This is a genomic window from Alicyclobacillus fastidiosus, from assembly GCF_026651875.1.
GTDB lineage: Bacteria > Bacillota > Bacilli > Alicyclobacillales > Alicyclobacillaceae > Alicyclobacillus > Alicyclobacillus fastidiosus.
Map to the genome: position 1 here is coordinate 665594 of NZ_CP104067.1, position 21514 is coordinate 687107.

Genomic DNA, 21514 nt, shown 5'->3' on the forward strand with positions numbered 1-21514 from the left:
CCCGTTAACATCAGTCTGACAACTTTGTTCCAATGATTGTTAGCTATATCGTTCGACATAGGAGCTTGCAATAAACTCAATTTGAGATTCAGAACATCAAGTTCTGGTCTCGTGAAGGAGCGTGTCAATTTTATGGATAGTGAGCCTATCTTTGATGTCGCACATCTTGGACACGTCGAACTGTTGACGGCGAAGCACGACGCGAGTGTCCAGTTCTTCACGGACGTATTGGGAATGGAAGTGGTGGCTGAGAGCGGACCATCCACGTATCTGAGATGTTGGGGGGACTATGAGGAATACTCTCTCAAGTTGACCGCTTCCCAGGACGCTGGAGTAGGCCACACCGCGCTTCGAGCCATGAGCCGGGGGGCACTCGAACGCCGCGTGCGCGCTATTGAGGCGGCCGGTGCCGGAATCGGTTGGATAGAAGGTGACCTAGGCCACGGGAAGGCGTACCAGTTCCGCGGTGCGGATGGACACTTGATGGAACTGTATTACGAAAGTAAGCGTTATCAACCACCCAAAGCACTGCGGCCTGCGTTGAAGAACCAACCGCAGAAATTCACAGGGCGAGGTGCCGCCGTTAAACACCTTGACCACGTGAACTACTTTTCTTCCAACGTCGAAGCCGATGGGGCGTTTGTGGAAAAGGCACTTGGCTTGCGGCTGACCGAACAGATAATTCTGGACAACGGTCGACATCCTGGAATGTGGTATCGCGCGACGAATAAGTCTTACGACCTGGTGTACACGCAGGACGAGACCGGATCACGTGGGCGGTTGCACCACATTGCGTTTGCTGTCGACACAAATGAAAGCATTTGGCGCGCCGCCAACATCTTTGTTGACCACGACGTGTTCATCGAATTTGCACCGAGCAAGCACGCGATAAACCAAACCTACTTTGTCTATGTCTACGAACCGGGTGGCAACCGAATCGAAATCTGTTCGGGCGGATACCTCATATTCGACCCGGATTGGGAGCCTATCATCTGGACGGAAGCGGAACGAAAGCGCGGTCAAGCGTGGGGCAATTCCACGGTGCCAAGCTTTCATACTTATGGGACGCCCGTAGTATGAGATAATAGGGGATAGGTGGCGGATTGTTCGTGCGACGAATTCGACAGCCGCCAAAATCTATCGTGAGTAGGAAGATTGTACCAATGGCCCAAGAAGAGCTTCTCAGTGAAGAGGAATGTTACGTACGACTGCGAGATATGATTCGGCAGGGCGTGCTGATGCCTAACCAGCGACTTGTGGAGATGGAATTGGCGAGTTCTCTGCATGCGGGTCGTGCCACGGTTCGAACGGCACTAGCACGGCTTGAGCAGGAGGGACTGGTTGAGCGGGAGCGATATCGTGGAGCGCGTGTCCGCCTGGTTTCGCAAGCGGAAGCGGTCGAAATCCTGGAGGTGCGCGCGGCGATCGAAGGCGTGGTGGCGAGACATGCCGCAATTCACGCGAGCGACGAAGACGTGGCGGAGCTCGAGCGCATCCTCTCTGGAATGGAGCAACACATGTACGGCAACGACCTCCTCAAGTATTCGGAGGGAAATGCGAAGTTGCACCAGACGTTGATTCGAATGTCGCGACATACCACGGCTGCGAAGGTCCTCGACACGCTCAACTCGCAGAATGTGCGGTTTCAATTTCGCACGATATTGTCGCAAGGCCGCCCCGAACGGTCGTTTGCTGAACACGCGGCTATCGTCGAGGCAGTTGTACAGCGAAACCCTGAAGCGGCGGAGCAAGCGATGAGATATCATCTGTCGAACGTGCTTCAAGCACTTCGTACTTTAGACGGGCCTATGTGACTCAACTGGCAGGATCGCAAACGCGTACCTCGCCACACATGTAATTGTCAACAAAATGGTTGGTGATGGATATGGCTGATCACTCCCGGGCCACGCAACTCGTTCTGGAATCGCGCACGCTTGCTCAAGCTTACGGCGAGCTATCCCGTTAGTTACATCTGGAGGTGTTCGACGTGATCGTTGGATTCATTGGTTTTGGCGAGGCCGCATTCGCCATTGCTTCGGGCTTGCGCGAAGCAGGGGTAGAGCAGATGATCGCCTACGATGCATTTCGAAGCGAACAAGTCGTACGTCGTGCTAAACAAATTGGTGTCGAATTGCAGGATAAAATCCAGAGCATCGGGGAACGGGCAAGCCTCATCTTTTCGCTCGTCACTTCGTCCTCGGCGCATGAGGTAGCCGAGGAAGTCGTCCCGTTTATCCAACAAGGTGCAGTATATGCAGACTTAAACTCGTGTTCGCCGAAGGCAAAGCGGGGGATAGGAGATTTATTTTCCGAAACAGGTGCTCTATTCACCTGCGTCGCAGTCATGTCTGCCGTGCCCCCACTCAAGCACAGAGTCCCGATGCTCGCCGATGGTCCCGGAGCGCCCCAATTAAAACGGCAAATGGAGGCATACGGAATGCAGATTGAGGTCGTCGACGGGCCCATTGGATCCGCCGCCGTTAAGATGTGCCGAAGTGTGATTGTCAAAGGGATGGAGGCGCTATTCTTGGAGGCACTCCTCGCTGCTGATTCCGCCGGGGTCGTAGAGCGGGTGCTCGCGTCCGCGGACGCCTCGTTTGGCCACATGACCCTATCCGAACTAGCGAATTATTTGGTCGTTCGCAATCTACAGCACGGGCACCGCAGAGCGCACGAACTGGCGGAGGCTGCAGAAACCGTGGCGGAACTAGGGTATGAACCGCTAGTCACGCGCGGTGCAGCACAACGACTGGCATGGTCTGCATCCAAACTACCCACTGGCGGTCAAGAACAGCGCGCGACGTCTTTCTGGGAAGTGTTGGAGGTCCTTAAACAGGATCCAGCATAAACAAATCACTGTGCTCCCCACCGCGCAAGCGGTCTACATTCGACTCGAGCGACGCGGGAGTGGTCCTTTCGTCTGAGACGTGGTAGGGTACTTCTCCCAGGGGTGCAGGTCGTCGCACCCTGAGGGGGAGTACCCTACTTTGTCTGCTCAGACGTTCAACGCAATAGGAGAGACTAGCCATCGCACAACATCCGACCATCTTGACAGAAAATTCTTGTGGTTTTAAGCTCAAAGTCAAACATGTGAAATGTTACATGTCAGGTAGACGGGTTTTTGCATATCGGTTACACGGGGGCTACGTTCGATCCGGTCGACGAAGTAAAAGTTCGGGGTTTTAACGCGGAATTTTTCTTACAGACAGTGGATCAGATGATTGAAGAAATTCACCAAGTTCCGCCCGCTGCGGGGGGTGACCGCGTCTTGGTGCCAGGTGAGCCGGAGCAGCAAAGGGAAGAGCGTTATTTAGAAGACGGGTTGCTGCATGTTCATTAACAGCGCCACGTCAGCTCGGATTATCCTCATTGTCTGGGGGATTTTTAGAAACTCTCCGTACGCCGTATTGTACGCGATGTTGGTTGACTCCTCGCCGAGGTCGTCCGGGGCTAGCCTCGGCTTGCTGGTTGGTGTAGGGCTGGGGTTGTCGGGCGCGCTCGTCACGCCGGTCGCCGGCTACTTTATTCAGTATTTTGGTTGGAACTGGGATTCTATCATGCTCGCAGGTGTCTGTTTATTGACCTTTATCCCTATGTCCTTGATGCGAGAGACGGCTGGAGAAAAGGCTCAAGTGTAACGATTGCCCCATCCGAGCTGAGGGAGATGAGTCGCTGTGAAAGCAGAGTTGGATCTTGTGACAGAGGTACGGTCTGAATTGGGGGAAGGACCGAGTTGGGACGCCGCGCACAATCGATTGTATTGGGTAGATATCACGGGGAAGAACGTACATGTTTATCACCCCAATGACAAATCTGTGCGCTCCATTCCTACAGGTCAATACACCGGTTGTGCCGTTCCACGCAAGCGCGGTGGACTTGTGTGTGCACTGCAACGGGGGTTCTTTTCCCTCGATGTAGAGAGCGGCGATCTTTCACCCATTGCATCCCCCGCAGACGGCCATCACGATTTGGCGGTCAACCGTTTCAACGACGGCAAATGTGACACATATGGTCGATTTTGGGCTGGGACGACGTCGTTTGATGAGGCGCCACGAAAAGGCCGACTGTTTTGCCTGGACACCAATCATCACGTCATTCTTGTTCGATCCCATGTAACCGTTTCAAACGGGATGGGATGGAGTCCGGACAACCGGGTCATGTATTACATTGACTCTCCCACCAAACGCGTTCTCGCGTTTGATTTTGACCTGGAGTCCGGCGCCATCGGGAATGAGCGTGTCGCGGTGGATTTCGCACACCAAATGGGCAATCCAGACGGCATGGCCGTCGACGTCGAGGGAATGCTTTGGATTGCTCATTGGGACGGCTATCAGATTTCGCGGTGGAATCCAGTGACAGGTGAACGAATCCAAAGCATCCCCCTACCTGTCGCCCGGGTGACGTCGTGTGTCTTTGGCGGAGAAGGACTGAATGAACTGTACATCACATCGGCGCAGTACGGGTTGGAACCACAGCAATTGGATGAACAGCCTTTGGCGGGAAGGTTGTTTCACCTGCGTACCGACACGATGGGCTTGCCGACTTACGCGTATCGCGGTTGAGGTGTGATTCGAGGTACGCTTTTATCGCTTAACCCCCGCCGATATCGATGCACCGTACGGACGGCCAGAAATTCGGACTAGTGATGAAAGGGAAGGTGGGGACAATGAAGCTCACGTTTCGTTGGTACGGCGATGAAGATCCCGTCAAACTTGAGTACATTCGTCAAATTCCTGGGATGAAAGGAATCGTCTCAGCCATTTACGACATTCCGGTAGGTGAGACGTGGCCGTTAGAAGCCATTTGGTCACTAAAGGAGAAGATTCACAAAGCTGGACTGGAGTTATCTGTGATTGAGAGCGTCCCCGTCCACGAGGATATCAAACTTGGCTTGCCCACTCGGGATCAATATATCAGCAACTACCAACAAACGTTGCGAAATTTAGCTGAGGCCGGCGTTCAAACCGTGTGTTACAACTTCATGCCCGTGTTTGACTGGACCAGGTCGGCCTTGAACTTTCGACTCGAAGACCAGTCCACGACACTGATTTACGATCACGACGTGGTACAGGCCATGAACCCACTGAAGGGGGAGCTCAAACTGCCGGGGTGGGATACGAGCTATGAGGACGAGACTCTATCGGAGCTTGTCAATCAGTACGGACAAATATCTGAAGAACACCTTTGGCAGCACCTCGATTACTTCATTCAAGCGATTATCCCAGTCGCAGAAGACGTCGGAGTAAAGATGGCCATTCACCCGGATGATCCACCGTGGTCCATTTTTGGGTTGCCTCGGATTATCACCAATCGCGAGAATCTAGAGCGATTCCTCCGCCTTTACGACAGTCCGTACAACGGTCTCTGTTTTTGTACTGGATCGCTTGGGGCTAGCAAAGAGAACGATATTCCGGCAATGCTCCGCCACTTTGGGGGGGTGGGGCGAGTGAACTTCGTGCACGCCCGCAATGTGAAGATCACGGGCGACAAATCGTTCCGCGAGGTAGCGCATTTGTCCGAAGAAGGGTCTATCGATATGTACGAGGTGATGAATGCACTGTACGAGTTTGGTTTCGATGGGCCGCTTCGACCGGATCACGGTCGAATGATTTGGGGGGAGACGGGGCGTCCAGGCTACGGACTCTATGATCGGGCCCTGGGGGCTGTTTATCTAAACGGGTTGTATGAGGGAATTGCGAAAAGCTATCGTGAGCCATCCGTTCAGCACAAGTACAACGCCATGGTTGGGAATGAAAGAGGTCAGGAGAGATGATCTGACGGGTGCGCGTAGAGGGATGGGGCGAGTCATCGCTCTGTCCCATCCGTAGAAGGGAACACTTGGCTCCACCGCTCGGCGGCTTCTTCCTGGATGCTTCGAATGTGTTGCTCAAGTGCGGTGAGAAGCGCGGGTAGATTCTTGTGCTGCAGCGCTTCATACATCCGTTTGTGATCATCGTGGCGCCGGATGCTACTTTCATAGGAATAATGATAGACCACGCGTGCGAGCGCCACAGGGGCATTTAACGAGTCGTACAATTTTAGACAGCGACTGTTGCCCGCGTACTGCACGAGCAGCCGGTGAAATGTAATGTCGTATTCAGCGTATTGTTCAAATGGGAACGGCTTTTGTTCAACCAAGGAGTCCATCTGAACCAGCGCGTGATGCCAGTTCTCTAGATCCCTGTCGGAAATAGCGGCCATTGCCTTGCTGGCCGCCCACGATTCAACCATCAAACGGACATCAAGCAGTTCAATAAAGTCTTCGCGTTTCAGTTGAGTTACGTATGTACCCTTTCTGGGCAATATCTCAATCAGACCGTCGTGGACGAGTTGGGTAATCGCATCCTTCACTGGAGAACGGCTCACCTTAAAGTCGGAGGCCAGTGCGTTGATATCTAACTTGGTGCCTGGAGCAAACTTTCCACCGATGATTTCCTTGCGCAAGACCTGATAAACTTGATCCGTAAGAATTGACGTTTCAATTAAACGGTCCAATCAAGACGACGTCCTTTCATTGAACCTCTCGAGATATGTAATATTTCATATTTCACGCGAATTATAGATGACAGTGATGGAACCGTCAACGTTTACGCGCCTTCCTGTATGGTTCACAGGCGCTTGTTCGGCGTGCCCCCTCCCGATACATGTCGTAGGGGGTTTTGTTTATTGTTTCGGAAGGCGTAATATTACACCGGTAAGCAAGCAAAAGGAGTTGGTTTTACCTTGGAAGGAATGTCTCGAACGCGAACGGTTCTACTGATTTCTTTTCTTGTTGTGATGTGGGGCGTCAATTGGCCCTTGACAAAAATCGCCCTTGTATATACTCCTCCAATCCTATTCGCGGGGATCAGAACGGTATTAGGGGGTCTTCTTTTACTCATCGTCGCAATCCCCAGATTCAAGCTGTTGCGCTTTAAACAGACATGGCATATCTATTTGATTTCTTGCTTGTTTAACATCGTACTGTACTACGGGTTGCAAACTGTGGGACTGAAATACTTGCCCGCGGGGTTGTTCTCCGTCATCGTCTTCCTTCAGCCGGTGTTGCTCGGGGTCTTGTCTTGGGCATGGCTGGGAGAATCCATGTACGGGCTCAAAATCGTTGGACTAATCCTAGGTTTTGCAGGGGTGGCCGTGATCAGCGCAGGCAGTTTATCCGGTCACCTCTCTGTCGTCGGCGTGATCCTTGCGCTGTGCAGTGCTGTCGCCTGGGCACTGGGGACTGCGTATGTGAAAAAGACGAGTGGGAGAGTGGACTCCATCTGGTTGGTCACGGTTCAGTTGATCATTGGGGGACTAGTCATGACTGGACTCGGAACCGGCTTGGAGAGTTGGTCGAGTATCGTCTGGAATGTACCGTTCATCGCAACGCTGATATTTATTTCGGTATTCGTCATTGCGGCGGGCTGGTTAGTCTTCTTTATTCTCATTGGCTCTGGAGAGGCAAGTAAAGTTGCTTCTTACACATTCCTCATTCCGCTCATTTCCATTGTAACCGGAACGGTGTTCTTGCACGAGCCGTTTACGTTGTACCTATTGGCCGGACTGGTGCTCATTGTGGTGAGTATCTACTTCGTAAATCGGCCAAGAAAGATATCTACCCCGCCGAACTCGTGTGTTGAGTCAGTGCGATAACAAGTGAAATAGAATTGGGGGCAAAGCGACCGCGGTCGTTTGCCCCCATTTTTTTGTGACCTGTGTGGAGTTTCGTTTACGAAGCGGAGTGGATTTCTTGGTTCTGTTCGGCGTAGTTCTGTGTGCTGGCGCGTTTGTGGTTCATGTACAGATAAAATGGAATTCCGGCGAGCAACAGGAGAAACCCGTACATGACTGTTTGGGCACCAGCACCGTAAATGGCCCACCCTGCGTAAATAAATCCGAGCAACGGAACAAATGCGACTTTAATGAATTTCAGCACGTTCACTTTCTTCTCCACTTTTTTCATCAGCATGATTTCCGATGCTGCAGTCATCGCGTAGACCGGTAAGTAGGACAGCGTTGCAAGCAACGTCACGAAGTTGAACGCGGCATTAAAGCCTTTTGTGTAGTTCATAAACAGAAGAATATTGGCCAACACAGAGCCGATAATCAACGCCATATAGGGCGTTTGGAATTTGGGGTGAACCTTTGCGAAAGCACTTGGGAAAACACCATCTTCTCCGGCCGCAAACGCGATACGAGCGGTGGAGAGGAGCCAGCCGACCGTCGTACCCAGGATGCTGATGATGGCGGCGACGGTGATGATGGACCCAATGCCACTTCCGAGGAATTCACTGAGAATATCGGAAATCGGTGCAGAGCTCTTGGCTAAGTGGGTTGGGTCCATGGCCCCCATTGCAAAGACGTTGATGGCCATGTACATCACCGTGGCGATGGATATCCCGATAATTGTACTGCGGCGAATATTTTTCTCCGGGTTACGAATTTCCCCTGCGGCTACTGTGGCACTTTCCAAACCGATAAACGCCCAGAGTGTCGAAGAGGCGGCTACTGATATCGTATTCGCCCCCCGTCCGCTCGGAAACAAAGGCGTGAGATGACCGGCTTGAAAGTGAATCGCAGCAACCAGAATAAACACGAGAAACAGGAGGATTTCAAAGATGGTAATCGCCGTCTGGATCTTCCCAGCGAGCCTGACCCCCATGATGTTGATCCCGGTGAAGATCCACAAGATGGCACTCGTAAATACAAATCCGATCACGTGGTTGTTCGCGATCGGTGGAATTAGATTTCCTGCATAGCTTGCTATAGCGATGATCACCGCAACGTTTCCAATCCACGAACCGTTCCAGTAGAGCCACGCGTTTAGAAATCCAGTGAAGTCGCCGAATGCCCGTCTCGAGAACTCATATGGCCCACCTGTTCGCGGGTACTTCGATCCGAGCTTAGCGAACGATAAAGCCAAGAAGATAGAGCCGATACCCGTGAGTACCCAGGCCAGGATAATCGCTCCAGGGCCGGACTTTTGAGAGAGTGTCGCCGGGAGCATAAATATCCCAGATCCCATCATATTTCCGGTAACCAGTGCGGTTGCAATCAGCAATCCAATTCCTTTTTTCAATTGCTTTTGTTCGACCAACAGAATCTCCTCCAACCGTATATCTATGCGCTTGGTGATGTATTGCACAATCCCTAAAAGGCTGAGCAATAAACGGGAATTATGTGTTTACTAGATTTTCTTTTGACTGAGTAATTATGCATTCAAACACAAATCCCAGTCAAATGTTACTTTATTCCGGCGGTGTGATAAAGCATTTTCTTTGGGACGGGGCTTTCTACCGTCGGCGGGGATAGGTGCCTGCGCTCTCAAGGATAAAGTCCACCCTCGTAAGATTGGACCCGAACTACACAGTAAGCGCTTGATTCCACTTTTGTAATGAATTTTAATCCATAAATGGGGCACTTTATTGGCGATGACACGGTTGATGGGTGTGTGGTTATGAGTTTGTTTGGAAGGCTCAAGTATCGAAAACCGTACGTACCTGTCCACAAGCGGCAGAGAGTTGAACAGGCGCAACGTCAAACGCCCTCTGCGAAGTTACACGACAGCCAGTTCGTGGGGAAACTAGATCACGATTTAGGCATCTTTGAGCATATCCTCGGAGGAAATGCGGATCTGTTAATCCGCCGTTTTCAGATCCAACTGCGCAAGCGGAAGATCTATTGTGGTTTGGTTTACTTGGACGGTTCCTCTTCGAAAACGGAGCTCAACCAGGTCTTGCGCGCTCTGATGCTCGACATCGATATCAGTACGCAGACCAAAAATTCGCTTGAAGAAATTGTAGTCGATCAATGTCTGCCGTACGTCGATGTAGACATGAAGTATTCGGTGACGGATGCGGCAAACTGGCTTTTGTCTGGAAATTCACTGCTGTTTTTGGATGGTGTGGCCAAGTGCATTGGACTCAGTACGCAAGCGTTTAAAGAGAGAGCCGTCGCCGAGCCCGAGACGGAACAGGTGATCCAGGGATCACGGGAAGGGTTCATCGAGTCCATTGGCACAAACATCTCCCTCCTTAGAAAACGTATGAGGACCGGTAATATGCACGTTGAATTGACGCAAATCGGCGAGCAGACTGCCACCAACGTCGTGTACTGCTATATCGAGGGCATTGCGAACGAAGACCTCGTGCGCGAAGTAAGAGGTCGGCTTGAGCGAGTGGAAACTGATGCTTTGTATGGGGCTGGGTACCTTGAACAATTTATTGAGGACAACCACTACTCCCCATTCCCTCAAATCCAGAACACAGAGCGTCCAGACAAGGCTGTCGCCGCGATGTTGGAAGGACGCGTCGTGATTTTAGTCGACGGCACTCCATTCGCCCTCATTGTGCCAGCTGTATTTTCACAGTTCTACCAAACGTCAGAGGATTATGATACGCGGTTCTTGATGGCCAGCATGATCCGAGGCATTCGCTTGGTGGCGCTTATCTTTTCGCTTGTCTTTCCTTCCCTCTACGTGTCGCTGATCTCGTTCAATCCAGAGATGATCCCGACGAAATTCGCCGTGGCAGTGGCAGGGGGGCGCGCGGGGGTCCCCTTTCCGTCTATCGCCGAGATTTTTGGGCTCGAGCTGATCATGGAGATCCTGCGCGAGGCGACTATCCGTCTACCGCAACAGATTGGCGGAGCGTTGTCCATCGTCGGCGTCCTCGTGATTGGGCAGGCAGCCGTTCAGGCTGGTTTCGTGAGTCCGATCACCGTGGTCATCGTCGCGCTCACCACCATCGGTTCATTTGCGACACCGGCTTACAACGCCGCCATTGCACTGCGCATGCTTCGTTTTCCCTTGATGATCTTGGCGGGCATGTTTGGGCTGTACGGTGTCATGGTCGGACTGATTCTAATTGCAAACCACTTGAATTCCTTGGAATCGTTTGGCGTACCGTATTTGAGCCCTGTCGTCCCAGGGGATAGGTATGGACTGCGAGATACCATCGTCCGGATGCCGGTGTGGTCGATGAAAAGGCGGCCAAAGCAATTGCAAACGAACAATCCGCAGCGCGTACGCACAGGCGAAGATATCCAAGGTCCAAAGGGGAGACCACTGTCTGAGACGACGGGCGTTCGTAGGGTTCGTCGGGGCAGTGGTCGGGAGACTCAGAGAGATTGAGGGGTCGTATGGAGAAACCAAAGTCAGTCACCGCGACGCAATTGACAATGAGCATCGGGACATCGATTATTGGTGTCGGCATTCTCTCGTTTCCCAGAATCACGGTGGAATACGTGCGCACGGGAGCCCCTATGGCCACCATTTTAGCCATGCTGCTGATGATGTGCGGTGGAATTGTCGTCGCCTACCTGGGCAATCAGTACCGCGAGAAGACGATTTTTGAATATACCGATGAACTGATTGGTCAGTGGATTGGCAGACTGCTCTTGGTGTGTATCGGTGCCTATTTTTTGGAACTCGCAGCCCTTGCGTCGAGGGAGTTTGGCGAAGTCGTCGTGACGTCTGTCCTGCAGCGGACGCCCATCGAGGTGACGGTGTTTGTGATGGTGCTCATGGCGACGGTGGCGTGCCGAAGCGACATCATCGTCTTCACGAGAATTCTCACATTCTACATGCCATTTGTCTACTTTCCTGCACTCGTCATTGTCGTATTGAGTTTAAAAAGTGCGCAAACCACCAATGTGATGCCGTTATTTGGTATGTTTTATGGCCAGCAGATAAAGAGCGTGTTCATGTCCATCATGGTCGTTGCAGCGCTTTTTACAAATTACATCATCGTGGGGCTGATCATCCCTTTTATGTATCAGCCGACAAGGGCGATGCGCGGGACGATTGTGGGCATTGGCATAGCGGGTACCCTGTATGTCATTCTCATGTTCTCTACGCTTTCGGTGTTCGGCATCGAGGAGATGGACAATCTGTTGTGGCCGACCATGGAACTCGCCAAGACAGCCGCGCTCCCCACATTTTTCATCGAGCGGTTAGATCCTATCTTCCTAGCGGTCTGGGTGACGGCGGTGTTTAGTGCGATATTTGCAGCGTATTATGTCGCGATTCAAGCGCTGAGCCACGTGTTTCGACTGAAGAACCACCGCGGCCTCAGTATTCTTGTGCTCCCCATTATTATGATGTTGGCGAAGTTACCGCCGAACATCGTGGCACTGTATCACGTCGTCAAGCAAGTCGGTGTCATCGGTCTTTGTTTGACACTTGGGTACCCTCTGTTACTGCTGATTGCCCACGTGATTAAAACGGCAAGGGTGAAATCATCGATATGAACATCAAGAAGTGGTTCGCAATCGCGGTTTTCGCGCTGTCATTTCCGGTTCTCACAGGATGCTGGGATCGATTGGAGATCGAGGACCGGGGGACGATTTTAGGCCTGGCTATCGACCCAGTAGAAGGCGAGACGGAGGAGGGGATTACAGGTCCCTACGCGAGAAGTGACCTCAAGGGATACCGGTTGACCGCGCAGGTGGCCATCCTGGACGCATTCCGTTAGGACCGGGGAAGGCAGTACGGGGGGAAACACAACGACCGGTGTGGGTTGTGAGCACCACGGGGAAGACCATTGATGACGCGGTGAACAACTTGCAGCAGGAGCTGGCCGACAAGCTCTTTTTAGGGCATCTTCGCGTCATCATCATCAATCAGAAGCTGGCTCGATCCACTGGCATCGACGATATCCAAGATTTCTTTCGAAGAAATGCCGAAATCAGAAGGTTGGCGTGGATGGTCATCTCGGTTGGAGATGCCAGCAGCGCGATGGCGGTCGCCCCGAAACTGGAGCGCGTTCCGACCCTGTATCTCGTCGGCACGATGGACCACTCTGTCGCCTTAGGCAAGTTGCCAAACGTATATTTGGGCAACTTCTGGGCGACGTTTTCCTCGAAGGGACGAGAGCCGGTACTCCCAATGATAGAGGTATCGGGGGATAAGGTGGAAATGGAAGGTCTGGCTGTGTTCAGCGAGGGACGCATGGTGGGCGTCTTGAGTCCACTGGAAACGGCGGCGTATATGGAAATCGAAAATGAGCGCCGCGCTGGTTACGGGGTTGCCATCCCGATTCCGGGCGACCCCAGGCACAGTGTCATCATCAAGGCGAGCAACCGCCACGCGAACATCAAGATGCACATGGAAAACGGGCGGCCGGTCTTCGATGTGTATACCAGGATTGAGGCCAACATCGAGGAGAAAACAGGACGCACCCACGTGGACGACATCATTGATTCGATTGGCACGGAGACAGAGGACGTATTGGCAAAGGGACAGCAAAAGGTAATAGCCAAGATGCAAGACTTGCACGCGGATGTGTTTGGCTTTGGGGAGTACGTCCGGGGGCGAGCGCCGGATTACTGGGTACACCGGCTCGGCGGATCGCGTGAAAAATGGGACGAAATGTTTGCGACCACGCCTGTTCATGTCCATGTCCGCGTGTATATGCGCCGATCCGGCATGTCCACGCACTAACTGAGCCAAAAGAGTATTTGATACAGGACGAGTATGGCCGTTCCGCAGATGACAAAGAACAAAGCGGTACGCCGGACGAGCAGAGCTTCACGTTTGAACTGTCCCTGCCCCCGCAATGGCCTGTAGTCGATGACGTATGCGAGAACGCCTGCAAATATGAACATGAGCACGTTCATACGAGCCTGGCTCAAAATGAGTAGTTGAAATGCGAGATCCGCCACAAATACCGCCCCTTTTACGATGTAATGGCAACTACCAGTACTGTCCCCACAACGCCCTCGGATTATGAACCGTAGGGAAAGCGACTGGTTGGGCCGCCTCCGTGAGTGGATCGATAGACTTCGAGGAATTTTTGCGCGGCGAGGCTGACATAGCGGTTTGGGGGATACGCAAACACCAGCGTCCGCGTAAGGGAGCTCGTGACAGACACGTAGGTCGGGGCGTGCAGGCCACCACGATGTGCCACCATCTCCGGTACAAACGTTACACCGAGTCCGAACGCCACCAGGGACTTTGCCGTCTCAATGCTGCTCGTCTCATAGGCGATGTTTGGCACAAACCCACTCTCGGCACAGATTTGGAGCACGGTGCTGCGAAATCCATAGCCCTCTTTCAGGAGGACGAAGGGCATTTCAGCCAACTCGGCGAGGTGGAGCCGCGGCTCTTTCGCGTCGGTTGCTTGCGACACAACGCGCCGCAACCTGTCGGACATCCATGGTTCCTGCGTTTGCGGCAGCGCCAGCAGCAATGGTTCGGTCAGCATAGGTGCGTAGTTCAGATGAGGGTTGCGAAGTGGGAGTGACAGGATGGACAGGTCGACGGTTCCGCGTTCTGTGAGGTCTTCTAGACCATCAGTCGAGTCTTCTACCAACTGCACATGCACGTTTGGAAACTGTTTGTGAAACGCGCGCAGCAGTGGAGGCAAGACATGGCCCCCGGTGATGGCCGTCGTGCCGATGGTCAGTTCACGGCCCATTCCCTCTGTACGCTCCCGCATCTCCCTCTCCAAGTCGTCATGGAGTTGAATCAAGCGTTCCGCTCGCTCGATGAAGCGCGCGCCATCGGGCGTCGGCGTGACTTGCCCGCGCCCCCTGACGAACAACTGCGTATCTAAATCGCGTTCCAATTTCGCGACCTGTTGACTGAGCGATGGTTGTGCGATGCGAAGAATGGTTGCTGCCTTCGTAAAGCTGCCCGTTTGCGATAGGGTTGTCACGTATTTCAACAATCGGATCTCCATGTGTACCCTCCATAGGCACAGACTATCGATCATATAGATTTTATATCTTCGACATACAGTTGAATACCTCGTATGATAGCGCTTAAATAGGTGGTCATCACGAGGGGGTACAGCAGTTGACGCAGGAAAGTGGAAGGATAGGGGAACGGGTCGCATCGAACGAGTCCGTGCAGGAGCAGTTTTCGAGCAGGGCGCACCGTTACAAGACGTCTCACGTACACGCCAGCGGGGAGGATTTAACTTGGATTGTATCAGAGGCCTCATTGCAAGGACATGAGCGCGTCCTCGACGTCGGGACAGGAGCAGGACATACTGCGTTCGCTCTGGCCGAAGGCGCGTGGACGGTGACGGGTATTGATCTCACGGCGAAAATGGTGGAAAACGCGACGCAGTTGGCGGCTGATCGCGGACTTCGAAATGTGCAGTTTGTCGTCGGTGACGCCGTTCACATGCCGTTTCCAGATCAGGTGTTCGACGTCGTGACGTGTCGCTTTGCAGCGCATCACTTCGTCGATGCTGACGCCTCGATTCGAGAGATGTCCCGCGTCTTGAAGCCCGGCGGGATGGTGCTGATGGTTGACCACATCGCTCCCGCAGACGTGGCGCTCGACGCATACGTCAACCGCATCGATTGGCTACGCGATCCGTCGCATGTGCGCGAGTGGACCGCAGAGGAGTGGCACGAGCGGTTTCGTACGGCGGGGATTGCGACGCAGGTCGCGCGCGAGTGGGATCTTCACATGGAAGTGTCATGGTGGCTGGAACAGGCCGCGACAGACGAACAGAGACGCCTGGAAATCGACCGCATGTTTCGCGAAGCAGACGAACAGACGCGGCGTACCTTCTCGATAGCGTTCGGCGAACGAGGTGAGCCGAGGTCGTTTGCGCTCAAGTGTGCGCTTTTTAAGGGGCGCCGGGCGTAGCCTGCAACGCGGTACGGCCAGTGAGGTAGATGTCCCGAAAAGATGTGGAGGAGATCTGCTCAAAGGTTGCCCTCTTGAGCGATGGAGCAATTCGCGCATTCGCAGGTGTCCCGACGCCGAGCAACACGTTCTTAGGCTATACCACAGCCTATATCTGTGTGTTGGTGGGAATGGGCCTCTGGCGATTTTCGAGGCAGGATGTGTAAGAAGTCATTGTAACCCGGGAACAAGGAGGCCTATCCGGCCTCCTTGTTCGCTTTACACTCCGGTGCGGCGCATGCACAACGCGATCGTCACTCAGGTGTTCCGTCAGCAGCCTTCCTACTCTTTTGGAGCGTCCTCATCTTCTCCAGAAGTTCTTGTTTTTTGTTCTGCACTTTCTGATGATCCGGATTGTTTACCATCGCGTCAGCTTGCTGGCGCTTTCCGTTACCCGTAACGCGTCCAATCGAATTCGGTGGGCGTTTACGGTTTTCTGCCTTTGGCATCGATAATCCCCCCATACCTCTACCGAGAGTGTACACCAAATTCGCCGGTCATTCCTTCCCTTCGAGCGTGAGGAGCCATGCCTTCATGTCCAACCCACCCCGATATCCAGTCAGTGCGCCGGACTTTCCAATGACCCTGTGGCAGGGGACGGCGATGAGGAGTGGATTCGCCCCAATCGCAGCCGCAATCGCTCGAACCGATTTTGGTCTTTGCATGCTGATGGCGACGTCGGTGTAAGAACGGGATCGACCGTAGGGGATTTGCTGTAGGGCAGCCCAGACAGACGTTTGAAACGCCGTTCCATAGAACGCGAGCGGGAATGTGAACGTCGAACGCCGTCCTTGAAAGTACTCGTCGAATTGACGTACATAGTCGTTCATCACCACAGGATCACGCACGAGTTGGTGGTTTGGAATGTGTTTCTCTGTCCAACCGAACAGGTCTTCCACACGTCCGTTTGGAGACCCGACATAGCACAGTCCTTGTGAAGTGGCCGCGATGATCAGATGTCCTGGTGCACAGACAAAATCGGTCCAGAAAACGGTCTGTTTGATGTTTGCAAGTTCCATCACGACACCTCCGCAAATTCATTCAGGGGTTGTCTGCGAGTACAGGTGTGGGCTTCTCCAGTCGTCACCCACGACCGCAGTATACTCGGATGGAGTGCGAGAGGTAAGGGATTGCGAATGACAGCGCATGAATAGAAAAGTGGCGGGCTCTTTCCTCCATGGCGATAAACAAGGGCGACCCGGAATTCGAGTCGCCCAGTTCATCAGGATATGTGGGCCGACGCATGAACGCCTTGCCCGTCGTGGAACTGCAAGTTGACGTGCACTCTTGCGGCCGCCACTTGCTCGCGACTTGCCACAAAGTCCTTGATGGCCTCCACAAGTTGCTGTTCGCCAAGGGAAGGGAGGGAGGTTCCAGAGATCCAAATATCCGCTCCGAATCCCTCTTCTTCATGAAAGAGCAGGTCAACGGTCACATCCTGTGGTGCACAGCCCCGAACGTTTGCAACGTATTCACAGCAAGCGTCGTACACCGCCTGTTCATCGAGATGTGCCGGTGTCCTTTCCTGCGTTGTCGTTTGTGTGGTCTCTACCGTCTCATACCCGTTTTCATACATTGGCTCGTCACCTTGGTCGTAATAGGGTTCATAGTAAGAGGCACGTCGTCGTCCCCCTCTCACGATTGCCCGAACGATGACCCACAACAGTAGCGCGATGAGCAACAAGCCGAGAAGGTCGACGGCGAGCCCAACAAAGGACCAGGCCGGTGAATAGCCAGGGCCTCCCCAGCCTTCACCACTTAAGTGCTCAGGCCCACCGTAGTACGGTCCCGCAAACCCCCATCCGAATGGGTGGAACATACTACCGAGAAAGAAACCGGTCATAAACGTCCCGAAATGCCCAGGGTAAAACCCATAGCCGTTACTCCCGTAGCCATATGAGCCCCCAAACGTGGTACGGGTGACGCGGTTGGTCGTAGTAGTGGTCTTTGTCGTCGTAGTGCTCGGCTTGTAATTAGAGCCACCAGAGTATGTCTTCGTCCCCGAATGGTAGGTACTCGAGGAAGACTTGCTCGAACCCGTAGCACTTGACTTGTAGCTCGAAGAACCCGCTGTCGACCCAGTGGTTGCAGACGAATAACTGCTACTCGGCAACTTCGAACTCGATCCTCCATAGGATCCACCGTAGCTACGACTTGAGTAGCTCGAGCTCGAATGGTAACTGTGCCCGCCACTGTACCCCTTTGCAAATGCTACGGTTGGCGACGCCAGCAGTAAAGCGGACGTCACGATGACTGTAACCAGTCGTTTCACCGATACCCACTCTCCTAGTGTAATTTCTACAACTGTCCTGAAGTAACGGCTGACTCAGAGCCTGCGATACGTGCAACAAGTTTCAAACGAATACGCCAGCCTTTGATTTATAAGTTCTTTTGAACCTATCTTGTGAACCAACTATAGGACCTTGTTGTGTGCGTGTCAATAGGGAATGAAGAATTGACCGGCTTTATGATGGTTCTTATAATTAGTTCAGATGAACTATTGTTGCGGGGGGACTGAGATGGCGCAGTTTACGCGTGTTCAAATGGCCCAATTGCTGCTTTTTTTACGGGAACGGGACCTCGCTAACGCACTTCTGGTCGTGAAGGATGTCCTATCCTCCATTCGGACGTCGGGACAATCGGACGGTTCTGCTCGTAAGGCCACTGACATTCTTAGCGTGGGAGTGGTGAGTTCCATACGCGACGGGCAAATTGTCGGACATCCCGTTCCGCCGATTTTAGAAAAACTCATGAACATGAGTCAGGCTTTAAAAGCGGATATTGGATTTTCCATCAGCGACATCGTGGCGCTCGGAAATCAAATGGAGTTCACCAACTTTTCAGTGACCACTGTGCAAAATTGGGTAAAAAGAGATGTGAAGGAGCTCATCGCGACTCCCCAATCGGGTAAAAAATACTCGGTTGAGCAGGTGGCGACCATTTTTATCATCGAGGATTTCAAATCGTCGCTGGATTTTGATGCCATCCGAAAAGTGATGGGCCTCATCTTTAACGACCCTACCTCGGACGAAGATGACATCATTCACCCGGTCGATTTTCTGGCGGCGTATTCCTCTATATTTGAAGAGCTTCGAACGAAAGGCACACCGATAGACGAAGTGGCAAAGCGTGCGCATGAGGTCGTAAGTCGCATGGGCCACTTGACCGAGGAACAGCAGAACACTGTCGAAAGTGCGCTTGTGATCGCTGTTTTAACCCTTCAGGCGGCAAACTTCCAGTTGGCGGCTAAGACGTTGGCGTCGACGACCATTCTCAGCAAACGATTGATCTGAAGTTCGATAGGATGGCGAGAGATCAGATATCGGCTGACATAGAAAAGGCGGACAAAGGGGGCGCGCTACGTGAGGCGCCGCCTGTGTCCGCCTTTTGTGGTTTGCCAAAAGCGAGTCGCAACACTCGAGGGCTAGGAGTTGCCGTTCTCTATTCGAGGTTTGCATGCCTTTGAAACATCGCGTTCGACGTCGCTCCTCGCAGTTCCATGAGCGACAGAACCAACGCATCGCAATACAACAATAGGCATTGTTCAAACAGCGAACCCATTGGTTGAATCGTCGTCGAACCGTCGTTGCTACCGTGCTTGGGTTGCGCGCGCAACTGGACGACCACGTCTGCGATTCGACCGATTGTCGATTGTGGCGTGGTTGTGACTAACGCGATGGCGCCGCCGAGTTTCTTGGCCTTTTCGGCCATGCTCACGAGACTTTGCGTCTCCCCGGAACCGGAGCCGATGATCAGCAAGTCCCGGGCCTCAAAGGACGGAGTGACAGGTTGGCCCACCACATAAGCAGGCAAGTTTAGATGCATCAGCCGCATCGCAAAGCCGGTCATCATCAATCCAGAACGTCCCGCGCCGGCCACGAAAACTTTATTTGCCTGAAGGATGTGCTCAATCAAGGATGCACTTTGCTGTTCGGATAATGCATCCACGGCATGTGTCAATTCCTGAATGATTTGTCTGGAATATTCCCGTGTTTGCGTCATCGATATTACCCTTATTACCCTTGTCGAATCAATTGTTTCATCTCACGCGCCACCGACCGTTTGTCTGATTCCCCAGTGATGCCGCCGCCTACAATTACAATGTCAGGCTCCGCGTTTACCACCTCTGCCAAGCTGTCCAGTTTGATCCCGCCGGCGACTGCAGTCTTCGCATGTTTGACAACACGTTTAATGGAGCGAAGGTCCTCAAACGAGTTCTGGCCGACAGCTTGCAAGTCATAGCCTGTGTGGACGCAGATATAATCCACGCCCAGTGCGTCGACTTCACGAGCGCGCGTTTCGAGATCTTTTACACCAATCATGTCGACGAGCACTTTCCGGTTGCGTTTTCTTGCCTCTTCCACAGCCCCCCGAATCGTCTCGTCTTCCGAGACGCCCAACACGGTGACGATGTCGGCGCCTGCTTCAGAAGCTTTCATGACCTCATAGCCGCCGGCGTCCATCACCTTGAGGTCAGCTAGGACTTCGAGGTCTGGGAATGCGTCCTTCATCGCTTTCACGGCGTGCAGGCCCTCGTTGATGACGATAGGTGTACCAATTTCGACGATGTCGATATATTCCTGAACCTCTTTTACAAGTGCAATTCCTTCCGGAATATTGACGAGGTCGAGAGCTAATTGTAGTTTCATACGCGGTCACTCCTTCATTTAGAATCGTCGGGTTGGCCCTTGTTTGTAAACGGGAACACGAACAATGTTCTCGACAGGAAGTGATGTTATACTCAACACATCCGAAAAGGAAGTACATACTTTTTTGTGATATAGTACCCAAAAGGAAACTGTGATAGGAGTGATCCATTGTGAAACTTTATGAGTTTAACTGTGAGAAGGAACTGACGCTCTCGGTGATAGGCGGCAAGTGGAAGATGATTATACTGTGGTACATCGGTCTAGACAGTCCTCAGCGCTTTAGCAAACTGAGGAGATTGCTTCCAAATGTCACGCCGAAAATGTTAACGACTCAGTTGAGAGAGTTGGAGGAAGACGGAATTATTTATCGAAAGGTGTACCAACAGGTGCCACCTAAAGTGGAATATACACTCACAGAGCACGGCAAGAGTTTGATTCCCATCTTGGAACTCATGTACCAGTGGGGGAAAGCTTATGCCAAGGACATGAATATCGACATATCGGGTATGTCGGCTCAGTAGCCTGACGGAGGGCTCAGAAAGGCGTTGCCACGTGTGAGCAGACTTTTGCGGGTGCATTCGCCTAGGTTGCTCGAGGAGACGTTGCCACCTTGTGCAAGTGTTGCATCTCGTGCCATCGAAAAAGGCCACTCGGCGGCGTACGAGTGGCCTTTTTCTGGCTTTTCCACCTTGCACAGTACATGTTAGCAGCGAACTGTGTAGATATCGTGTCCGGCTTGTAAAGAAACCGATAAAATCCATTACCACGTATCCTAGTCGCCTTTTAAGGCGCTCGTCTGCCCACCATCCTGTAGGAGAATACCAGCCTCATGACGATGTCGGCTGCGACCAATCCACACGTAATCCCCACGGCGCTAAAGCAGACGTTGATAAATCCGAACATAGCCGTCGAGTAGTGGTGGGTGAGCAGAGCTCGGAAGGCCTCATATGACGAAATACCTGGTACAACAGGGACGAGGCCGGGAATGTAAAAGACGATTAACGGCATTTTATGGACGCGCGAGGCGACTTGTGCGGCCAACGCCAGTAACAACGAGCAAACGAAACTCGAGATGAAGATGCCTGCGTGGTGCAGACTCAAACCCCAGAACCCAAGCCATCCGATGGTTCCAACAAAGCCTCCAGTCAGTAACGATTTTCGGGGGACGTTGCTGATCACTCCGAACGTGATGGAGGACAAGAAGCTAAGCACGATATTCAGGCATATTTGATAAACCATG

Annotated in this window: 26 protein-coding genes; 16 read left to right on the top strand and 10 right to left on the bottom strand. The window is 52.8% G+C overall.

Translation table 11 applies throughout. The annotated features are described in order from the left end of the window. Positions 1 to 132 precede the first annotated feature (132 nt). From NZD89_RS03395 to uxuA, 7 genes are all read left to right on the top strand, one after another. Positions 133 to 1080, top strand: a complete 948-nt coding sequence (locus NZD89_RS03395; protein WP_268006418.1) for a VOC family protein — start codon at positions 133 to 135, stop codon at positions 1078 to 1080. 83 nt (positions 1081 to 1163) lie between these two features. Beyond that, positions 1164 to 1814, top strand: coding sequence for a GntR family transcriptional regulator (locus NZD89_RS03400; RefSeq protein WP_268006419.1), 651 nt, complete (start codon positions 1164 to 1166; stop codon positions 1812 to 1814). A gap of 173 nt (positions 1815 to 1987) precedes the next feature. Further along, positions 1988 to 2848: an NAD(P)-dependent oxidoreductase gene (locus NZD89_RS03405; protein ID WP_268006420.1), complete on the top strand. Its 861-nt coding sequence runs from the start codon at positions 1988 to 1990 to the stop codon at positions 2846 to 2848. Positions 2849 to 3121: 273 nt separating this feature from the next. Next, a complete protein-coding gene (locus tag NZD89_RS03410) occupies positions 3122 to 3340 on the top strand; it encodes a hypothetical protein (RefSeq protein ID WP_268006421.1) in 219 nt (72 codons plus the stop codon). Continuing rightward, the gene (locus NZD89_RS03415) at positions 3330 to 3638 is read left to right on the top strand and encodes a hypothetical protein (protein ID WP_268006422.1); all 309 of its coding nucleotides are present in this window, start codon (positions 3330 to 3332) and stop codon (positions 3636 to 3638) included. Before NZD89_RS03410 ends, NZD89_RS03415 begins: the two co-directional genes overlap by 11 nt. 36 nt (positions 3639 to 3674) lie before the next feature. Then, entirely contained in the window at positions 3675 to 4562 is an 888-nt protein-coding gene (locus tag NZD89_RS03420) for an SMP-30/gluconolactonase/LRE family protein (protein ID WP_268006423.1), read from the top strand. Positions 4563 to 4666: 104 nt separating this feature from the next. Continuing rightward, positions 4667 to 5773 carry a mannonate dehydratase gene (uxuA, locus tag NZD89_RS03425; protein ID WP_268006424.1) on the top strand — a complete coding sequence of 369 codons (1107 nt, stop codon included), beginning with the start codon at positions 4667 to 4669 and terminating at the stop codon, positions 5771 to 5773. A gap of 32 nt (positions 5774 to 5805) precedes the next feature. Here uxuA and NZD89_RS03430 read toward each other — a convergent pair whose 3' ends face one another. Further along, complete coding sequence (locus NZD89_RS03430) at positions 5806 to 6495, bottom strand: GntR family transcriptional regulator (protein ID WP_268006425.1); 690 nt, start codon at positions 6493 to 6495, stop codon at positions 5806 to 5808. 228 nt (positions 6496 to 6723) lie between these two features. On the opposite strand from NZD89_RS03430, the gene NZD89_RS03435 reads away from it, so the two are divergent. Next, entirely contained in the window at positions 6724 to 7635 is a 912-nt protein-coding gene (locus tag NZD89_RS03435; RefSeq protein WP_268006426.1) for a DMT family transporter, read from the top strand. A gap of 76 nt (positions 7636 to 7711) precedes the next feature. On the opposite strand, the gene NZD89_RS03440 is transcribed toward NZD89_RS03435, so the two are convergent. Then, positions 7712 to 9079 (bottom strand): APC family permease, encoded by a 1368-nt coding sequence (locus NZD89_RS03440; RefSeq protein ID WP_268006427.1) that lies wholly within the window; start codon positions 9077 to 9079, stop codon positions 7712 to 7714. A 360-nt stretch (positions 9080 to 9439) separates the two neighbouring features. On the opposite strand from NZD89_RS03440, the gene NZD89_RS03445 reads away from it, so the two are divergent. The 4 genes from NZD89_RS03445 to NZD89_RS03460 are packed head-to-tail and all read left to right on the top strand — an operon-like array spanning position 9440 to position 13423. After that, a complete protein-coding gene (locus NZD89_RS03445) occupies positions 9440 to 11113 on the top strand; it encodes a spore germination protein (RefSeq protein ID WP_268006428.1) in 1674 nt (557 codons plus the stop codon). An 8-nt stretch (positions 11114 to 11121) separates the two neighbouring features. Next, positions 11122 to 12231, top strand: coding sequence for a GerAB/ArcD/ProY family transporter (locus NZD89_RS03450; RefSeq protein WP_268006429.1), 1110 nt, complete (start codon positions 11122 to 11124; stop codon positions 12229 to 12231). After that, positions 12228 to 12455: a hypothetical protein gene (locus NZD89_RS03455; RefSeq protein ID WP_268006430.1), complete on the top strand. Its 228-nt coding sequence runs from the start codon at positions 12228 to 12230 to the stop codon at positions 12453 to 12455. The genes NZD89_RS03450 and NZD89_RS03455 overlap by 4 nt, the downstream gene beginning before the upstream one ends. Then, positions 12446 to 13423 carry a Ger(x)C family spore germination protein gene (locus tag NZD89_RS03460; RefSeq protein WP_268008380.1) on the top strand — a complete coding sequence of 326 codons (978 nt, stop codon included), beginning with the start codon at positions 12446 to 12448 and terminating at the stop codon, positions 13421 to 13423. The genes NZD89_RS03455 and NZD89_RS03460 overlap by 10 nt, the downstream gene beginning before the upstream one ends. Here NZD89_RS03460 and NZD89_RS03465 read toward each other — a convergent pair. Together NZD89_RS03465 and NZD89_RS03470 are read right to left on the bottom strand one after the other, a co-directional pair. Then, a complete protein-coding gene (locus NZD89_RS03465) occupies positions 13420 to 13644 on the bottom strand; it encodes a hypothetical protein (RefSeq protein WP_268006431.1) in 225 nt (74 codons plus the stop codon). The two genes, NZD89_RS03460 and NZD89_RS03465, sit on opposite strands and share 4 nt — an antisense overlap. 62 nt (positions 13645 to 13706) lie before the next feature. Then, positions 13707 to 14663, bottom strand: coding sequence for a LysR family transcriptional regulator (locus NZD89_RS03470; protein WP_268006432.1), 957 nt, complete (start codon positions 14661 to 14663; stop codon positions 13707 to 13709). Positions 14664 to 14779: 116 nt separating this feature from the next. Between NZD89_RS03470 and NZD89_RS03475 the strand changes: the two genes are divergently transcribed. Further along, positions 14780 to 15586 carry a class I SAM-dependent methyltransferase gene (locus NZD89_RS03475; protein WP_268006433.1) on the top strand — a complete coding sequence of 269 codons (807 nt, stop codon included), beginning with the start codon at positions 14780 to 14782 and terminating at the stop codon, positions 15584 to 15586. Between the two features lie 29 nt (positions 15587 to 15615). After that, positions 15616 to 15792 carry a hypothetical protein gene (locus NZD89_RS03480; protein WP_268006434.1) on the top strand — a complete coding sequence of 59 codons (177 nt, stop codon included), beginning with the start codon at positions 15616 to 15618 and terminating at the stop codon, positions 15790 to 15792. 87 nt (positions 15793 to 15879) lie between these two features. Here NZD89_RS03480 and NZD89_RS03485 read toward each other — a convergent pair whose 3' ends face one another. From NZD89_RS03485 to NZD89_RS03495, 3 genes are all read right to left on the bottom strand, one after another. Then, complete coding sequence (locus NZD89_RS03485) at positions 15880 to 16074, bottom strand: hypothetical protein (protein WP_268006435.1); 195 nt, start codon at positions 16072 to 16074, stop codon at positions 15880 to 15882. A gap of 48 nt (positions 16075 to 16122) precedes the next feature. Further along, the gene (locus tag NZD89_RS03490; RefSeq protein WP_268006436.1) at positions 16123 to 16644 is read right to left on the bottom strand and encodes a methylated-DNA--[protein]-cysteine S-methyltransferase; all 522 of its coding nucleotides are present in this window, start codon (positions 16642 to 16644) and stop codon (positions 16123 to 16125) included. Positions 16645 to 16847: 203 nt separating this feature from the next. Then, positions 16848 to 17897, bottom strand: a complete 1050-nt coding sequence (locus NZD89_RS03495) for a DUF2653 family protein (protein WP_268006437.1) — start codon at positions 17895 to 17897, stop codon at positions 16848 to 16850. A 247-nt stretch (positions 17898 to 18144) separates the two neighbouring features. On the opposite strand from NZD89_RS03495, the gene NZD89_RS29260 reads away from it, so the two are divergent. Further along, positions 18145 to 18918 carry a DUF1836 domain-containing protein gene (locus NZD89_RS29260; protein ID WP_326492908.1) on the top strand — a complete coding sequence of 258 codons (774 nt, stop codon included), beginning with the start codon at positions 18145 to 18147 and terminating at the stop codon, positions 18916 to 18918. 148 nt (positions 18919 to 19066) lie between these two features. Here the strand turns inward: NZD89_RS29260 and hxlB are convergent, their stop codons facing one another. Continuing rightward, on the bottom strand, positions 19067 to 19627 hold the full coding sequence (gene hxlB / locus NZD89_RS03505; RefSeq protein WP_268006438.1) for a 6-phospho-3-hexuloisomerase: 561 nt from the start codon (positions 19625 to 19627) through the stop codon (positions 19067 to 19069). A 14-nt stretch (positions 19628 to 19641) separates the two neighbouring features. Beyond that, positions 19642 to 20274: a 3-hexulose-6-phosphate synthase gene (gene hxlA / locus NZD89_RS03510; RefSeq protein WP_268006439.1), complete on the bottom strand. Its 633-nt coding sequence runs from the start codon at positions 20272 to 20274 to the stop codon at positions 19642 to 19644. Between the two features lie 170 nt (positions 20275 to 20444). Between hxlA and NZD89_RS03515 the strand changes: the two genes are divergently transcribed. Continuing rightward, positions 20445 to 20795 (top strand): winged helix-turn-helix transcriptional regulator, encoded by a 351-nt coding sequence (locus tag NZD89_RS03515; protein ID WP_268006440.1) that lies wholly within the window; start codon positions 20445 to 20447, stop codon positions 20793 to 20795. Positions 20796 to 21057: 262 nt separating this feature from the next. On the opposite strand, the gene NZD89_RS03520 is transcribed toward NZD89_RS03515, so the two are convergent. Then, entirely contained in the window at positions 21058 to 21513 is a 456-nt protein-coding gene (locus tag NZD89_RS03520; protein WP_268006441.1) for a threonine/serine exporter family protein, read from the bottom strand. Position 21514 lies beyond the last annotated feature (1 nt).

Coding starts and splice junctions, on each gene's coding strand:
- NZD89_RS03415 (WP_268006422.1), top strand. CDS start 3,330: ATGTTCATTAACAGCGCCACGTCAGCTCGGATTATCCTCATTGTCTGG.
- NZD89_RS03470 (WP_268006432.1), bottom strand. CDS start 14,663: ATGGAGATCCGATTGTTGAAATACGTGACAACCCTATCGCAAACGGGC.
- NZD89_RS03485 (WP_268006435.1), bottom strand. CDS start 16,074: ATGCCAAAGGCAGAAAACCGTAAACGCCCACCGAATTCGATTGGACGC.
- uxuA (WP_268006424.1), top strand. CDS start 4,667: ATGAAGCTCACGTTTCGTTGGTACGGCGATGAAGATCCCGTCAAACTT.
- NZD89_RS03520 (WP_268006441.1), bottom strand. CDS start 21,513: ATGGTTTATCAAATATGCCTGAATATCGTGCTTAGCTTCTTGTCCTCC.
- NZD89_RS03445 (WP_268006428.1), top strand. CDS start 9,440: ATGAGTTTGTTTGGAAGGCTCAAGTATCGAAAACCGTACGTACCTGTC.
- NZD89_RS03400 (WP_268006419.1), top strand. CDS start 1,164: ATGGCCCAAGAAGAGCTTCTCAGTGAAGAGGAATGTTACGTACGACTG.
- NZD89_RS03480 (WP_268006434.1), top strand. CDS start 15,616: ATGTCCCGAAAAGATGTGGAGGAGATCTGCTCAAAGGTTGCCCTCTTG.
- NZD89_RS29260 (WP_326492908.1), top strand. CDS start 18,145: ATGGCGCAGTTTACGCGTGTTCAAATGGCCCAATTGCTGCTTTTTTTA.
- hxlA (WP_268006439.1), bottom strand. CDS start 20,274: ATGAAACTACAATTAGCTCTCGACCTCGTCAATATTCCGGAAGGAATT.
- hxlB (WP_268006438.1), bottom strand. CDS start 19,627: ATGACGCAAACACGGGAATATTCCAGACAAATCATTCAGGAATTGACA.
- NZD89_RS03490 (WP_268006436.1), bottom strand. CDS start 16,644: ATGGAACTTGCAAACATCAAACAGACCGTTTTCTGGACCGATTTTGTC.
- NZD89_RS03450 (WP_268006429.1), top strand. CDS start 11,122: ATGGAGAAACCAAAGTCAGTCACCGCGACGCAATTGACAATGAGCATC.
- NZD89_RS03395 (WP_268006418.1), top strand. CDS start 133: ATGGATAGTGAGCCTATCTTTGATGTCGCACATCTTGGACACGTCGAA.
- NZD89_RS03455 (WP_268006430.1), top strand. CDS start 12,228: ATGAACATCAAGAAGTGGTTCGCAATCGCGGTTTTCGCGCTGTCATTT.